The following is a 15,742-nucleotide window of genomic DNA, read 5'->3' as shown; positions in this document are numbered from 1 at the left end:
TCACCGTCAAGGTATAGTGTTCTCCCACTGACCTATCGGATCGTAATAATTGTTTCTACTAAGCTACATGATTAATTATATTCAGATAGTCAACAAAAGTCAATATATCTAATAAATATTGTAGGTCTAACAATATCTAACCATATGCATCTTTCGACTTATTTCCCAGAAAATATCTTACAACATGTCAGATGAGGGCTACTTTTATAAAATACTAGCCCCCATTTAACCAGTTTTATCTCATTCTATTAGCCACCAAGTGTTTTTTGTTGATTTTGCCTGAAAAATAACTGGCTAACAAAAATACCGAAAAAGATTATTATTCCCACTATATCTGATATCCCTTCAGGATAGATTAAGAGTAATCCCCCTATTAAGGAAATGGCTCGCTCTAGGATATTTAATTTTCTGATCCAATATCCGATTACACCTGCTCCAATTACAACCATTCCTGATATAGCTGTGGCAATGACCCATAAGAGCTCGGTCCAGGTTGTATCGATCATGAGTAGTTGTGGTGAGAGAACAAATATATATGGAATGATAAATGCTGCTATCGCTAGTTTAGCTGAGGTTATACCGGTGCGTATCGGTTCTGCTCCGGCTACTCCGGCCGCTGCAAATGCTGCTAAGGCAACTGGTGGTGTAATGTCAGCAATAATTCCGAAATAAAAGACGAATAGATGGGCTGATAAATCGGGTACTCCTAATAATATTATAGCTGGTGCAGCAATTGTTGATGTAATGACATAGTTTGCTGTTGTTGGAGATCCCATCCCTAATATGATAGCTGCAACCATTGTCAGCATTAACGTCGGAATTAAATATCCCCCCGCTAAGTCAACTAATCCATTCGCAAGCTTTAAGCCTAAACCAGTTTTCGTGACAATCCCAACAATAATCCCAGCCGCTGCGGTTGCTGCTGCGACACCTAGAGCTGATCGTGCTCCATCGACTAGCGCTAGGACAAATTGTTTAGGTCCCATCCGTGTTTCACGATTGAGAAAACCGACAATGATCGCTACTAAAATAGCGTAAAGGGCAGCATGTGTAACAATTACACCTGCCATCAGTAAGACGATTACCGTTAAAATTGGTGCTAATAAATAGAGCTTTTTAAGCACTTCTTTTCGGTTAGGCATTTCTTCCTTTGTTAACCCTCTTAAGCCGATTCGTTTTGCTTCAAAGTGGGTCATAATCCAAATTCCTGTGAAATATAACAGCGCTGGAATTGCTGCAGACCTCGCTATATCCCAATAGGTTATCCCATTTCCAATAAATTCGACCATTAAAAATGCGGCAGCCCCCATAATTGGTGGCATCAATTGACCACCAGTGGACGCAGCTGCTTCTACTGCACCTGCAAATTCCCTTTTGTAACCAAGTTTTTTCATCATTGGAATTGTAAATGATCCTGATGTGACAACATTTGCTACTGAACTTCCACTTATAGTCCCTTGGAGAGCACTTGAGAATATCGCCACTTTTGCAGGACCACCAATACTTTTTCCTGCTATCGAAACGGCTAAATCATTAAAATATTGACCAACCCCTGTTTTAACTAGAAATGCACCAAACAATAAGAATAGGAAAATAAATGTAGATGAAACAGCAAGAGGTGTTCCCAAGATCCCTTCTGTCGTGTAGAACATTGTTTGGACAAGTCGCTCAGATGTAAGCCCTCTATGCGAAAGGAATCCAGGCATGTACGCTCCTAAATATCCGTATAACAGGAATACAACAGCTATGATTGTAATTGGTAATCCGACTGCACGTCTTGTTGCCTCTAAAACGAGTAAAATCGCTAGTATACCGACAATAAAATCTACTGTTGTTAGTCTACCGATACTCATAACCAATCTCTCAAAAAATAATGTCCAATATAACCCTACTCCAACACTCAGTAATGCTAATATACCGTCGTACCAAGCAATTTGTAGTTTATGTGTTTTTTTCCTTTTTCGGTTAGCAGGAAATAATAGAAAAATTAAAGAAAGGGCAAATCCCAAATGAATTGTTCGTTGTATTTGTGCTGTAAAGACACCAAAAATTGCTGTGTATAATTGAAATAGTGAAAACGCTAGTAATCCAATAAACACAATCCAACCAACTACTCCAGTTAACTTTCTGGTAGCTGCTTCTGGATCATACTTTTCAAGAAGTCTCTGCTGTTCTTCTGCAGAAAGAGTACCTGTGTCCTTAGCCACTTATATTCACTCCCTTCAGCTTCTGCCAAATAGAAAAGTTTTTACTCTTTATTCTCACCCATTCACCTGGCTTTATATAGTTGCTTAGTTGATAGGATTTATTTTCATATACTACTTTATGGTTTGCTCTCACTTGTCCAACTCTAAGGTCGATAAATGGAAAGTCTCGGTTCATATTTGATAAATAATAACGTCCATCTTTGACCTCAAATATCTCCTCTCCTTCAGCATTCGAGGGCATGCCAACTGCAAAGTCTTGATAAGATAGTTTGGTTTGAATAATCTGATGATCTTTCAATGTGTACGTATCGATAACATCTGATAAATGTATCGAATGGGTAAATTGAATTTGGAATGTATCCGATTCTGATAATGGTAAATAAGCCAATAGATCATCTTGATCTTGGTAGGTAAATGAAAGTACTTTTTGATAAGGAATAAATAGAATGCAGATAATGAGAAGTAATCCAATTACACCAAGGAGAAGGATTCGTTGTTTCATAACCACCATACCTATCAATACAAACATAGGGGAAGCCCCCTATGTTTGTATTCTGTTTATTTTAAACCTAACTCTTCAAAATACTTTGCTGCTCCTGGGTGAAGCTCTAAATCTCCTAATCCTTCAAGAGCTGCTTCAGGCGTGATGAATTCCCCTTTTGCATGTGTTATGTTATCCTTATTTTCAAACATCGCCTTTGTCATTTCATATACTAGTGTTTCATCAAGGTCGCTAGTAACAACAAGCATAGCCTTTACAGCAACGGTATTTACATCTGATTCGATACCGTATGTTCCACTTGCTATTGTATCTTTTGAATAATGAGGATATTTGTCAATCAAAGCTTGGACTTTATCTTCTTCAAGCGAGACAATAACAATATCATTCTGTGCAGATAACGCCTCTACAGCACCGGTTGGTGTTCCAGCTGTAATAAATGCAGCATCAATCGTGCCTGCTTGGATACCATCAGCAGATTCATCAAATGAGAGGTTCTGAGGTTTTATGTCTTTATCCGTTAGTCCGTGAATCTCAAGAACTTGCATGGCATTAATGTAAGCACCAGATCCAGGGGCACCAACTGATACTGCCTTCCCTTTCAAATCTTCTACACTCGTAATTCCGCTCTTCTCTGTTGTAACTAATTGAATTGTTTCTGGATAGAGCGTTCCGATCGCTTGGATACTTTCAATTGGATCCCCTTCAAACATCTCTGTTCCTTCTAGTGCATATGCAGCAATATCTGTTTGAGAAAATGCAAGCTCTGCTTCACCCGCTCTTAATGTTTCCATGTTTTCAGCAGATGCACCTGATGTTTGCGGTGTAATCTTTGCATTTGTGTTGTCTGTAATAATTTTACCTATTTGCCCACCAAGTGGATAATAGGTACCACCTGTCCCACCTGTTAATAAACTTAAATCCTGGCTTTCTTCATTTGCTTCAGGTTCTGTTGAAGGTGTGTCTTTATTATCCTCACTAGAGTTTCCGGACTCAGTCCCCCCACTACATGCAGCAATTACCATCATACAAGATAGTAGTAAGATAAATAACAAGCTATTTTGCATTTTTCTCATCTCTGTTCCCCCTTTGTGAATTTGTAAATGAGTTAGCTTACTTTTTTATATATGATGAAAGTTTTCGGTACATGCATACAATCGAAAATTCACCTAGTAATCTTTCAATCTCAGGTCTTGATTTTTTTGGGATTAAGGAATGCCTTTTCTATATTTTTTTCTTGATTTTCAAAGTTAAAAGTTGCAAGGTTAAAGGTAAAGAGTGAGGAGGATTTATATGTTAGAGATAAAACAAATTACTGCTGAAGATACATATCCAATTAGACATTTGGTTCTACGACCAAATCAAACCTTAGAAGCATGTAAATTTGAAAATGATCACCAAGAAAGCTCATTTCATTTAGGAGCATTTTTTAATGACACATTGATATCAATCGCTTCCTTTTATAAAGAAAAACATCCTAATTTTGATGATAAGCGGCAATATCGACTTAGAGGGATGGCTACACTTGCTGAATATAGAAAAGTAAAGGCAGGTAGCTCTCTTATTGTGCATGCTGAAGATATTCTTACTGAAGACTTGGAAGCCGATTTGTGGTGGTGTAATGCAAGAGTCACTGTAAGTGATTTTTACAAAAGGTTAGGTTTAAAAGAACATGGTGAGGTGTTTGAAATAGAATCAATTGGCCCTCATAAATTGATGTACAAAATATTCAAGTAGTCCCTCAAAGAAAAATGTCTGCATTCCTTTCATTAAAAGGGTGCAGACACTAATTAAGCAAATCGATAATAAATAAGCAAGAACGTACTTAATATGAAGAGAAAATTTAAAGAAACGAAAACCATTTGGTCAATCCTTGTTTTATGGATTTTTATCGGTGGGTTATAAAATGATATTCCTTCTATGATAAAAATCAGCAGGACGAAGTGTATCATCGCGTGACCTACAACCTCTGTATAACCAAAAATGGTTGTTGTAAGGATAAATAATACGGTTACCACCACGGCTAAAACTCTATTTAGGATTCCGACTACTAACAGGTACCCAACAACAAATTCGATAAAAGCAGATAGCACAATAAATATCCCTGGTTCAAAACCAAATGTGGGAACATTGTGATGATGTATAATATCTATTGTCATCATAGGGTAGACCCACTTTTCCACTGCTACCCAACATAAGCTTAACCCTGTTCCTAAATATAAAAACGGAAAACCCACTGTTTCAAGTCTCGTTCGACCTACCAAGAGAACTCCAATAATCGCTAAATAAAATCCATAGTCAAGCATATGAAACCATCCAGCTTGGCTCCATATATTGAGGAATAATCCTAACATAAAAAGGGCAGCAATTTTTGTAGAAATATGATGAGGTATTAATAATAAGATGATAATCATCCACATAACAACGGTTTGCCATATATCATGTATGACAAATTCGGGTGCAAACATTGTTCCATATGAGACTTGAAGAATAAAAGATAAAGCTGTCCCATATTTAAGTAAATGTCTAGAGTATTTTCGGAAACTATCGAGCTTCATGTCCAACCTTTTCGCAAGCGGAATGTCCATTACCTTGCCCATTAACTGTGATACGACAGCTAACAGAATCGCACATAGAAGAGATATGGTAATAAAAAAAGGTGAAAGTATCTCCTCAATCGCTATCTTTTTTGGTGCTACTGTGGCAAACCACTTTACATGAGCAGAAGATAGAATTGGTGTTAGTAGAATTCCAATAAAGATTGTTAGCCAAGTCAGATATTTTTTATTTTGTTTCATTGTGAACCCCCCTTGTCCAATTTGGGTTTAAGTGTAGTTTGTAACTTAATCAATCTAATATGTATAAACTCTTTTTTCTCCAAAAGAGCCTTCACAAAAAAAACTGACCTAAAGGCCAGTTTTAACGAACACTTTCTTTTTTCTTAAGTTGTGGTAATTTTTCTAGTGCTTCACCAAAATCCTTTATTAAATCATCGACATTTTCTAAGCCAACACTTAGTCTAAGTAATCCATCTGTTATCCCTCGTTTTTCACGTTCCTCCGGAGGCATTGCTGCATGCGACATTTTTGCTGGGTAAGACAGGATCGATTCAACTGCCCCTAAGCTTACTGCAAAAACCGGTAGCTTAACATTTTCAACTAAAGTCTTAACTGCTGCAGCATTTTCTAACTTAAATGATAAAACAGCACCTGGTCCGTCCGCTTGGTAATGATGTGTTTTATGTCCTGGGTGATAACTAAGCCCTGGATAGTAGACAGCTTCGACTTTAGGATGCTCACTTAAATACTCTGCTAGTACCATTGCCGAGGATGACGATTGTTTAAGTCGGACATGCAATGTTTTTAAACCTCTTAGCACAAGCCATGCATCTTGAGCACCTAATACGGCCCCAAATGCATTTTGCAGCTTATAAAGTTTGTCTCCTAACTCGATATCCTTCACAACAGCAAGACCTGCAAGGACATCACTATGTCCAGCTAAAAACTTTGTTGCACTGTGTAACACAATATCCACACCTAATTCTAACGGTCTTTGTAGTTCTGGTGTTAAAAAGGTATTATCTAAAAAGGTTAGACAATCATTTGCTTTTGCCAGATTTACAATCCCTTGAATATCTGTCACTTTTAAGAGGGGATTTGAAGGTGTTTCCATATAAATAACTTTCGTATTAGGGCGAATTTCTGAAGCTACTTGATGAAGATCTGTCATATCAACAAATGTATGCTCGATACCAAACCTTGTTAGAACATCTGTAATGATACGGAAGGTTCCACCATAGACATCCTCTGTAACAAGTACATGATCTCCTTGTGATAGAAGAAGGAATGATGTTGATATAGCTGCCATTCCTGAAGCAAAAGCCAATCCTCTTGTTCCACCTTCTAGTTCAGCAATTGCTTGCTCTAATGCTTCACGGGTTGGATTCCCTGAACGTGCGTAATCATATTTTCCAAATTCATCAAAATCGAATTGGTGAAATGTTGATGAATGATGAATCGGAACACTTACTGCTCCAGTTCCTCGATCCACCTTTGATTCATTATGCAAAAGCTTTGTTTGAAATGTCCAATCATGATTACTCAACAGCTCCAGCTCCTCTCATTTGTTTAAATGCATGCGCTAGATCTTCAATAATATCCTCTGAATGTTCAATACCAACTGAAAAACGAAGTAATCTATTACAGACGCCATTTGCTACTCTAATCTCTTCTGGGATATCCATATGTGTTTGTGTAGCAGGATAGGTGATAAAGCTCTCAATTCCACCTAGGCTTTCTGCAAAACTTATCGTTTTCAAGTTCTTTAAAAACGGATTAATCCATGCTTCATCCTGTAAACGAAACGAAAGCATTCCACCTTTACCTGGGTATAAAACATCAAGCACATCTGGATGATCATTCAGAAACTGAGAAACAAGTTGCGCATTTTGTTCATGCTGCCTCATTCTAAGCGATAAGGTTTTCATTCCTCGCATTAACAACCAAGAATCAAACGGTGATAGAACCGCTCCGATAGCATTTTGGTGTTGAAAAAATTCGTTACTTAGTTCTTCACCCTTTGTTACTACAAGACCAGCAAGCACATCATTATGGCCCCCTAAATACTTGGTTGCACTATGAATCACAATGTCGGCACCGTCTAATATTGGTGTCTGAATCAACGGTGTAAAGAACGTGTTATCAACAATGACTAAGATATTATTTTTCTTGGCAACTGCCACAAGCGCCTTAATGTCAGCTTCTTGCATTAATGGATTTGTTGGTGTTTCAATGAATAACGCTTTCGTTTTTTCTGTAATTAACTTTTCTGTCTCAGCAGGGTTTGTAAAATGATCATATTGAAAAGATAAACCATACTTTTTCCATTCTCTTTCAAATAAGCGATAGGTTCCACCATAAAGATCTGAGGAAACAATAAGTTCATCTCCGCTTTGAAAAAGGGCCATAATTGTTTGAATTGCTGCCATACCTGAGCTAAAAGCAAACCCACGATCACCATGCTCTAAATCAGCTATTGCCTGTTCCACTAATAATCTAGTTGGATTCCCTGTACGGATATAATCAAATCCTGTTGATTCGCCAATTCCATTATGACGATACGCTGTTGAAAAATAGACTGGGGGATTAACTGTCCCTGTAATATTTTCACTTCGATTTCCAATTTGAGCTAGTTTCGTTTCAATTCGTTGACTCATGGTTGTCACCGTCCTAAAATTTTTTTACATCTAACCTAGAAGAAACAATCACCTAAAAAAAGTGAAGGATACATTTACTTAGATTAGATAGATTTCTTAGTTGTTTATGGCAAGATTTATTCAATCTCCCTACAAAATAAAAAGTCTTCCTCAGTTAAGAAGAAGACTTGTATATTTAAATGTGCTTCTTCTTATCTCTCAAGCATAATGCTGGTGTGGTGGCTTGCTGGATTTAGCACCTTGGTACGAAGGGAGATTTTGGTATGTAGCTCACATGTCGTTATATTTTGCGGTTTTATATAGAACATATCAGTAAGATTTTTGACAACAGCCAAGCTCTCGCTTAGTGGTTTGAAAGCCAAATGGCAAGTCTAAATAATTTCAACAAATTTACTTTGCCCAAATTATTCTCATCTACCATACTGTTTAAAAATCAATTTGTTTGTTCCTAACTTAGCAAAATTAACGGTTACCAACTCTTCACTTGTTTTGTACCGGTTGCTGAGGCTTCATTGGGCCAGTCCCTCTGCCTCTCACGATAAGAAATATATGAAATTTTCAAGCTTACTTTTTTTACTACTTTACATGATTCAAGTTTGGATTGCAATAGAATTAACGTAATAGTTTGATATCTTTGATTATTTTGTCATATGGTACTTCAGATACTGCATCATATTGTTCAAGTATCTTATGACCTTTCATTAAATAAATAGATGTGCTGTGAACAAATTGATTTGAGCCTTCTAGTTTCGCAGCCGGTGCTATAAAGCTTTTGTTGGAAAATGATTCTATTTCTGATTGCTCATAGCCTGTCAGAAGATTCCAATTGTCAAAATCTGCTCCGTAATTGTCAGCAAATGCTTTTAATACCTCGGGTGTATCGTTATCAGGATCAATAGTGAAGGATACCAACTCTACATCGACCTTTTCATTCTTTAATTGCTCTTGAAGTTTTGCAACATGAGCTGTCATTGGCGAACAGACTGTATCACAATTAGTGAAGATGAATGTGGAAAGCCAAACTTTATTCTTGTAGTCCTCCATCTCAACTTCGTTACCCTCTTGATTCACAGCTTTTAAAGGTTCAATTGTTCCATTTAGTGAAAAATGTTCTTCTAGGTTGATAGACTGTGAACAGCCAACAAGACCTAGAAAAACAGTTAACGTGATAAAAAGTAGTTTTTTCACATGCATCGCCTATTTAGACAGAAATTGAGTGTCAATAAGATCACTGAATTCTGGTTTTTCTTTAAGGAATTTCAATTCAAATGAAGAGTTTGCAAATTCCTGAACGACTTCTGCATTTACTTCTGTTGTATATGTCACACGTTCCCATGCACTTTCTACAATTGCAGGATCTAAATCTTGGTCTGTAATTTCTTTAATCGAACTAATGGCTATGTCACGAGCTTCCTCAGGGTTTTCATTGATGAAATGAACACTCTTTTCATGTGCTTTTACAATGTTTGCAATTAATTCTTTGTTTTCGTCCACTAATTTACCACTTGTAGCCAATACTGTGTTAGGAAGTGTTGTTCCGTATGAAATTTCATCGGTATCAACAATTATTTTCGCTCCATCATTCACTAATTGAGATGCCCATGGTTCTGGAACAGCTGCTAAGTCAACTTTACCTGATTCAAACATTGCCCCATATTGAGCTGGATTACCAGTTACATGCTTTAACGTTCCGCCAATACGTGCTGATGTGACACCAAAGTCTTGAAGGAATGTTTCCATTTGAACATCATGTGTACAACCTACACCAGGTGTAATAAATGTGCTTCCCGATAAATCATCAATTGATTGAATACCACTTTTAGCTGAGGCTACAACGACAGTACCACCTGAAGATGCACCAGCAAGGATCTTAACATCTGCACCATTTGCATAGTTGTTCATTACTGGTCCTGGTCCGACTAGTCCTGCTGTAATATCTCCTGTTTTCAAGGCAGTCATAAATGCTGCACCGTCTGGGAATGTCTTATAAGTAATTTTCACATTTTCCCCAAGTGCTTCTTCAAAGTAGCCCTTATCTTTTGCTATCATTGCAGGTACGTGATCAATGTTTGGAAAATAACCGATGACAACTTCTTCTTTGCTGTCACTACCATTTGTACTCGTTGTATTTGATGTACCACAAGCTGCTAAAACACCGACAACTACTAGTGATAGTATTGTCATTAATAAATTTTTCTTCATATTAATACCTCCATATTTTATTAGTGCAAAAACTCTTTATTAATTATCTAAACCCCATTTTTTCATGACACTTTTCTCGATACGTTGGAAAAATAATAGATCCACAATAACCCCAATAACCATGATCAACATCATTATCGCGATTACTAAGCTCATATCTCCAAAGTCTGATGCGAATTTCAATTTATAACCTAGCCCAGGTCCTGTACTTAACAACTCTCCAGCCATTAAGGCTCTCCAAGCAAAGGCCCAAGCTAATCTAGTCCCTGTTACTGCATAAGGAATCGATGCCGGGAACATAACTTTCCAAAATAGACTAAAGCCTTTATAGTCCATAGTTTGAGCAGCTTTTATATAGAGTGGTGGTACATTTTTTAGACCGGTTCTCATATTTATCGTCATCACTAAAGTTGCACCTAAAACAATGATGAAGGTTACAGCCGCTTCATTTAGTCCAAACCACATGATCGCTAGTGGCAGCCAAACAATACTCGGTACTGATTGTAAGGCAATAATAAGTGAGCCCAAGGTTTCATCAGCAGTTTTTGATTTTGCTAAAAACACACCCAACGTTAGACCTAAACATAGGGCAATGGCTAAACCGATAGCCAATCTCCGAAAGCTTGCTGTTAAATCATATACAAGAGTTAAATCAGCGAAGCCTGTGTAAAGCGAAGTAAATACATCTGTTGGTGCAGGAAGCAGTGCCTGTGAAATATCTAGTACTGTAACAGCAACCTGCCATACAACCAACAGAATTCCATAAAATAAAATTCGTTTAACGACTGGTTGCATATTGCTGCTCCTTTTCTATCACTTTATCAATCTCAGATTTTAGTAATCCTTTAATTCTTTCTTCATAGCTCAATAGCTCTTCACGGGCTTGCTCACGTGGTCTTGGAAAATTCAGTTCAATAATATCTAAAATACAACCAGGTTGAGTTCCCATAACCACGATCCGATCTGATAACTTTAATGCCTCTTGAATGCTATGCGTCACAAACAAAATCGTTTTTTTCGTTTCTAAGAATACCTTTTCTAACACTTCATGTAATCTAGAACGAGTTTGCTCATCCAATGCACCAAATGGCTCATCCATTAATAATAACGCAGGGTCCATTGCTAACGCTCTGGCAATTGAGACACGCTGCTGCATTCCACCAGATAATTCGTGTGGGGAATGATTGACATATGGTGTTAACTGTACTAAAGACAAGAAGTCGTGTGCTCTTTCCTGTGCTTCTTTTTTAGACATTTCTTTACGTAATGGGAACATAACATTTTCTTCTACAGATAACCAAGGAAACAAGGCTGCTTGCTGAAAAACCATCCCTCTCTCTTTCCCTGGTCCTTTTATTTGCTTTCCTTGCAATACAAGTTCACCTGATGTTTGCTTTGTTAAACCTGCGACAATCGAAAGCAATGTCGATTTCCCGCAGCCAGAAGGACCTAAGATTGAAACAAATTCTCCTTCTTTAACTTGCAAATCTATATTAGTTAAAACTGTTTCAGTATGATCATCACGGTTCTTAAATTGTTTGGATACATTGTCAATAGATAAAAACAATCCTCTCACCTGCTTATCTTTAATTCATATCTTTTTTATCGGATTAATAAGATTATTATATTAATATTAGAGAAAATGTCAATGATTTAAATTGAATTGGATAAAATCTTTTAAGTATTGCTATGGGCAAAAATCGACTAACCTTTATCACATCATCCAACTTATCCCATTAATTAACTTAATTTGGTTTCATCAATTTGTTTAGACCTAACTAAGTCCATCAAAAACTGCTGTGACTTTTAGATATTTTAGTTGTTCAGATATAAAGATCTCTGCACCTAAAAAGTATAAGGCAATAATAAAATGAGGAAAATTTACGCTAACCTACATTTTATTATTGTCTAGTTGTCGTTTAGAAAGAAATGTTTTATTGCTAACCTATTTCACCTGAAAATTATCTTCTTGTATTGGATAGCAAGAACTAGTACTGAAAGATGAAAGAATAAAGTTTTCCAATACTTACTAATGTTAAATTTGACAATTTTTAGTTTCCATAGAAAAAAGTCTAGAACTATTGAAAAGACTATCAATATGGCCTTTGACCAACTACCATCTTTTTTTATTAAGAAAGTGAATAAGACACAGCGAACAAATGAATAGGCAGGTACTAATATAAAGTGTTCTCGCCAAGTAACATGTTTACCTACCCCAAATTTATATTTACCTTTAACTGCCGTTATTAAAAGCAAATTTAATCCTGTTACAAAAATGCTATTAAAAAGTGAGATATTTAAAATAAGAGAAGTTTCTTTCTTTATATGCCTGTACCAAAAATCACTAATAGAAAAGTTCACTGGAATTAATATAAAGGTATACAGGGTCCTCCACCATCTATTCTGGTGAATACCCTTATGAATAAATATCCTTTCTACCAGTGAAAAATAAAGACCAAATAGCATCTTCACTTTCCAGCCTAATTTTTTTTCTGAAATAAAAGTAGAAGTAAATGGGACAAAAATGGCCTGCGAAAAAATCGCACCTAATATGTTATCTAAATGAGGATTTTTAAAAATTTTAGGACTATAACGATATGCTTTAAATATGTTAAGGACTATGTATTCAAATAAATATGCAAAACTGATATTAGATAATAAAAGTGTAATTACCTTTGCTTTATCTCTAGATGTAAGTAGAGTATAGATAAATAACGAGGTGTGAATGATTGTTAAAAATAAAAATGGTCTGGATTTACGATGATTCAATTTCATAACATGATCCCCTATTTTTGACTTTGTTTTATTTAGTCTGCTCGATTAGGTGGATTTTACTCGAAATAGAATAAAAAAACGTTTCAATATAAAATAGTATGTTTTCAAGTTCTTAAGTAAAATCTCAAGCACTCTTTCCAATATATCTTTTGTATTGATCCCTACCCAGTTTTCCATTCCTCATTTTTAACCCTGAAACTACTGGTTCTAGTTTTTACGAATTTCAACAAACTTTTTATTCGTATTCCATTACGATTATCAGATTGTCTTACCAATGATTAGAAGCTAAGACTTTATAGTCAAATCAATATCGAAGTTGTTATTTTAACGTATAAACTATTTTTTACGAGTACAATTAAAAACAAATCTACTCCTTTTAATCTTCTCTGTAATAGAGATTTTACTGAGTGATAAATGTAAGCTAAAATAATAGTTACATTATTATTTGGGTTGACAACAACTAACACCTAAACTTTTTTACAATAGGAGAAACTAAACTAATCTTAAGGAGGCTAAAACCATGAGCAATCAAACAGGAATAATCAAGGAGCATATCTTTTTCTCAGATTCCTTACAAGAAGAGTTAACATTACTAATCTATCTTCCTGAGAATTATTCACCACTATATAAATATAGTTTACTTATTGCACAGGATGGCCAGGACTATTTTAAACTAGGACGAATCGGTAGACAGATAGAAATGTTGATGAAAGCAGAAGAAATTGAAAATGTTATTATCGTGGGAATACCTTATCGTGATGTATCGGATCGTAAGGCTAAGTACCATCCAGACGGAGAGCAGTTTCCACAATATGTTCGCTTTCTTGCTCATGAACTTGTACCATTTCTTGATCAAGAATTTCCAACTTATCAAGTAGGTCAAGGTCGTGCACTTATTGGCGACTCACTTGGGGCAACGGTTTCCCTATTAACTGGGTTAGCCTACCCTAATACATTTGGAAGATTGATTTTGCAATCACCATTTGTAAATGGAAATGTTTTGAAAGCAGTGGAAGACTACTCGTCCTCCACACGTCCTACTATTTATCATCAAATAGGGAAAATGGAAACAAAGGTAAAAACAACAGATGGAGATATTCAAGATTTTCTTACGCCTAATCGCGAGTTAAAAACGCTTATTTCTAAAAAGGGATTTTCCTATACATATGAAGAATTTGATGGTAATCACACATGGAAATATTGGCAGCCCTCCTTACCAGCAATATTAAAGGAAATGTTTGAGTAGTTCGTCGTTAATATGTTTCTTTTTTAAAATTTGTTATACTAAGATTAAATGAATTATCTAGGAGGGAATGACATGAAATACGGAATTGCCCTTTTTCCATCAAAAAAGTTACAGGATCTAGCGAATTCTTATCGAAAACGTTATGATCCACATTATGCTTTGGTACCACCTCATTTAACTTTAAAAGCAGAATTTGAAGCATCTGAAGAAGATCTGAAAAAGATCACACAAGAAATTCGTAGGACTGCACAAGATGCTAATCCATTAAAGATTTCTATTAAAAAGTTTAGTTCCTTTTCACCTGTAAATAATGTCATTTACTTAAAAGTAGAACCAACAAAAGAGCTTCAAGAATTACACGAGAAGCTCCATTCCTACTCATTAAGAAGTCACCCTGAATATACGTTTGTTCCACATATTACAATAGGACAAAACCTGTCAGATGATGAGCATTCAGATGTTTTAGGTAGCATTCAAATGCTAGACACTCAACATGAGGAAGTTGTAGATCGCTTCCACCTTTTATATCAGCTAGAAAACGGTTCTTGGACCGTTTATGAAACATTCTTACTTGGGAAGGATAATGATTAATTGAACATACAGCAAGTTACTACACAGGATCAACTAGAGGACGCATATAAAGTTAGACGTAAGGTATTTGTAGATGAACAACAAGTTTCAGAAGAAGAAGAAATTGATCAATTTGAAGACTACGCTACTCATATTGTTTTATACGATAACAATGAACCTATTGGTGCAGCTCGTGTCCGTGTTTTAGACGGAATCGGGAAACTTGAAAGAATTTGTGTGCTTCAATCCAGCAGAAAAAAAGGTGCAGGTAAGATACTTGTTACAAAGTTAGAAGAGATTGCAGAATCTCAGGGAGTGAACAAGCTAAAATTGAATGCTCAAACACATGCTATTCCATTTTATCAACGATTAGGCTATGAAGTTGTCTCGGATACGTTTTTGGATGCAGGTATCCCACACGTTACGATGATCAAAAGTAGCTGAGTTCCAATAAACCATGAACAAACACAAAAAAAAGCTGACAATTGTTAGCTTTTTTTTGTGTTTATAGTCTCCAGCAAATTGACTGACATATAAAGCAGTTCTATACAAACAAAAAAAAGATGCTACTCAACATCATAAAAGTGAGTCAGCATCTTATCGTTTATATAAACTGATCAATTTGTTTTCCTTTTCCAAAAAATTGTCCTGAATTTTGATTATTTTTCAATATCCTCTTTTTTTGTTCTAAAATATCGGCAAATTGGTGTTGCTGTTGAAATGTTTCTTCGCGGTTAAAATTACTTATACTTTGTACAGCTGTAGTTGGTAATGTATGTGAATAATGTTTTTGTACAGGAACAGACCGGTTCGCGTATTGAATATATGTATCATGTTGGATTGGTAAGATATAACCCATAGCAAGTTCCCCCTTTTTTCTTCTTATTCCCTGATAACCTGAAATTGAATCTTTAATTTTTAACTTTTCGATTGAATTCCATTCTGTTAAGATAGAACTTATCGCCATTTAAAGTATACGTCGAAGAACGTTATATACCTTTATTTACATATTCGGAAATTTGCAACCT

16 protein-coding genes and 1 riboswitch are annotated in these 15,742 nt (G+C 35.9%); of the genes, 4 read left to right on the top strand and 12 right to left on the bottom strand.

The genetic code is table 11. The annotated features are described in order from the left end of the window. Positions 1-248 precede the first annotated feature (248 nt). Genes AC6CHR_RS03010 through AC6CHR_RS03000 form a run of 3 tightly spaced genes read right to left on the bottom strand, consistent with a single transcriptional unit; the run spans position 249 to position 3,782 of the window. Positions 249-2,207, bottom strand: coding sequence for a TRAP transporter permease (locus AC6CHR_RS03010; RefSeq protein ID WP_498247001.1), 1,959 nt, complete (start codon positions 2,205-2,207; stop codon positions 249-251). Next, positions 2,200-2,736: a DUF1850 domain-containing protein gene (locus AC6CHR_RS03005; protein WP_498247000.1), complete on the bottom strand. Its 537-nt coding sequence runs from the start codon at positions 2,734-2,736 to the stop codon at positions 2,200-2,202. Before AC6CHR_RS03005 ends, AC6CHR_RS03010 begins: the two co-directional genes overlap by 8 nt. Before the next feature lie 29 nt (positions 2,737-2,765). Continuing rightward, the gene (locus AC6CHR_RS03000; protein WP_498246999.1) at positions 2,766-3,782 is read right to left on the bottom strand and encodes a TAXI family TRAP transporter solute-binding subunit; all 1,017 of its coding nucleotides are present in this window, start codon (positions 3,780-3,782) and stop codon (positions 2,766-2,768) included. Between the two features lie 217 nt (positions 3,783-3,999). On the opposite strand from AC6CHR_RS03000, the gene AC6CHR_RS02995 reads away from it, so the two are divergent. Continuing rightward, positions 4,000-4,443 carry a GNAT family N-acetyltransferase gene (locus tag AC6CHR_RS02995; protein WP_498246998.1) on the top strand — a complete coding sequence of 148 codons (444 nt, stop codon included), beginning with the start codon at positions 4,000-4,002 and terminating at the stop codon, positions 4,441-4,443. A gap of 53 nt (positions 4,444-4,496) precedes the next feature. Here AC6CHR_RS02995 and AC6CHR_RS02990 read toward each other — a convergent pair whose 3' ends face one another. From AC6CHR_RS02990 to AC6CHR_RS02955, 8 genes are all read right to left on the bottom strand, one after another. Then, on the bottom strand, positions 4,497-5,504 hold the full coding sequence (locus tag AC6CHR_RS02990) for a DoxX family membrane protein (RefSeq protein ID WP_498246997.1): 1,008 nt from the start codon (positions 5,502-5,504) through the stop codon (positions 4,497-4,499). A 121-nt stretch (positions 5,505-5,625) separates the two neighbouring features. Next, positions 5,626-6,810 (bottom strand): cystathionine beta-lyase, encoded by a 1,185-nt coding sequence (gene metC, locus AC6CHR_RS02985; protein WP_498246996.1) that lies wholly within the window; start codon positions 6,808-6,810, stop codon positions 5,626-5,628. Beyond that, positions 6,803-7,921, bottom strand: coding sequence for a methionine biosynthesis PLP-dependent protein (locus AC6CHR_RS02980; protein ID WP_498246995.1), 1,119 nt, complete (start codon positions 7,919-7,921; stop codon positions 6,803-6,805). The genes metC and AC6CHR_RS02980 overlap by 8 nt, the downstream gene beginning before the upstream one ends. 407 nt (positions 7,922-8,328) lie before the next feature. Continuing rightward, positions 8,329-8,466, bottom strand: a riboswitch (SAM riboswitch). A 67-nt stretch (positions 8,467-8,533) separates the two neighbouring features. Then, a complete protein-coding gene (locus AC6CHR_RS02975) occupies positions 8,534-9,109 on the bottom strand; it encodes an SCO family protein (RefSeq protein WP_498246994.1) in 576 nt (191 codons plus the stop codon). Positions 9,110-9,118: 9 nt separating this feature from the next. After that, positions 9,119-10,123, bottom strand: coding sequence for an aliphatic sulfonate ABC transporter substrate-binding protein (locus AC6CHR_RS02970; RefSeq protein ID WP_498246993.1), 1,005 nt, complete (start codon positions 10,121-10,123; stop codon positions 9,119-9,121). A 39-nt stretch (positions 10,124-10,162) separates the two neighbouring features. Beyond that, positions 10,163-10,918 (bottom strand): ABC transporter permease, encoded by a 756-nt coding sequence (locus tag AC6CHR_RS02965; protein ID WP_498246992.1) that lies wholly within the window; start codon positions 10,916-10,918, stop codon positions 10,163-10,165. Next, positions 10,902-11,690: an ABC transporter ATP-binding protein gene (locus tag AC6CHR_RS02960; RefSeq protein WP_498246991.1), complete on the bottom strand. Its 789-nt coding sequence runs from the start codon at positions 11,688-11,690 to the stop codon at positions 10,902-10,904. Before AC6CHR_RS02960 ends, AC6CHR_RS02965 begins: the two co-directional genes overlap by 17 nt. Before the next feature lie 383 nt (positions 11,691-12,073). After that, positions 12,074-12,898, bottom strand: a complete 825-nt coding sequence (locus AC6CHR_RS02955) for a hypothetical protein (RefSeq protein ID WP_498246990.1) — start codon at positions 12,896-12,898, stop codon at positions 12,074-12,076. Between the two features lie 520 nt (positions 12,899-13,418). Between AC6CHR_RS02955 and AC6CHR_RS02950 the strand changes: the two genes are divergently transcribed. From AC6CHR_RS02950 to AC6CHR_RS02940, 3 genes are all read left to right on the top strand, one after another. Continuing rightward, the gene (locus AC6CHR_RS02950; RefSeq protein ID WP_498246989.1) at positions 13,419-14,144 is read left to right on the top strand and encodes an alpha/beta hydrolase; all 726 of its coding nucleotides are present in this window, start codon (positions 13,419-13,421) and stop codon (positions 14,142-14,144) included. Positions 14,145-14,216: 72 nt separating this feature from the next. Further along, on the top strand, positions 14,217-14,735 hold the full coding sequence (locus AC6CHR_RS02945; protein WP_498246988.1) for a YjcG family protein: 519 nt from the start codon (positions 14,217-14,219) through the stop codon (positions 14,733-14,735). Then, entirely contained in the window at positions 14,736-15,158 is a 423-nt protein-coding gene (locus AC6CHR_RS02940) for a GNAT family N-acetyltransferase (RefSeq protein ID WP_498246987.1), read from the top strand. 160 nt (positions 15,159-15,318) lie between these two features. Here the strand turns inward: AC6CHR_RS02940 and AC6CHR_RS02935 are convergent, their stop codons facing one another. Next, positions 15,319-15,681 (bottom strand): hypothetical protein, encoded by a 363-nt coding sequence (locus AC6CHR_RS02935; protein ID WP_498246986.1) that lies wholly within the window; start codon positions 15,679-15,681, stop codon positions 15,319-15,321. Between the last annotated feature and the right edge of the window lie 61 nt (positions 15,682-15,742).

The organism is Metabacillus sp. GQ13, from assembly GCF_059758525.1.
Note: the sequence above shows the minus strand (reverse complement) of the source record. Positions and strands in the feature narration are given on the sequence as shown.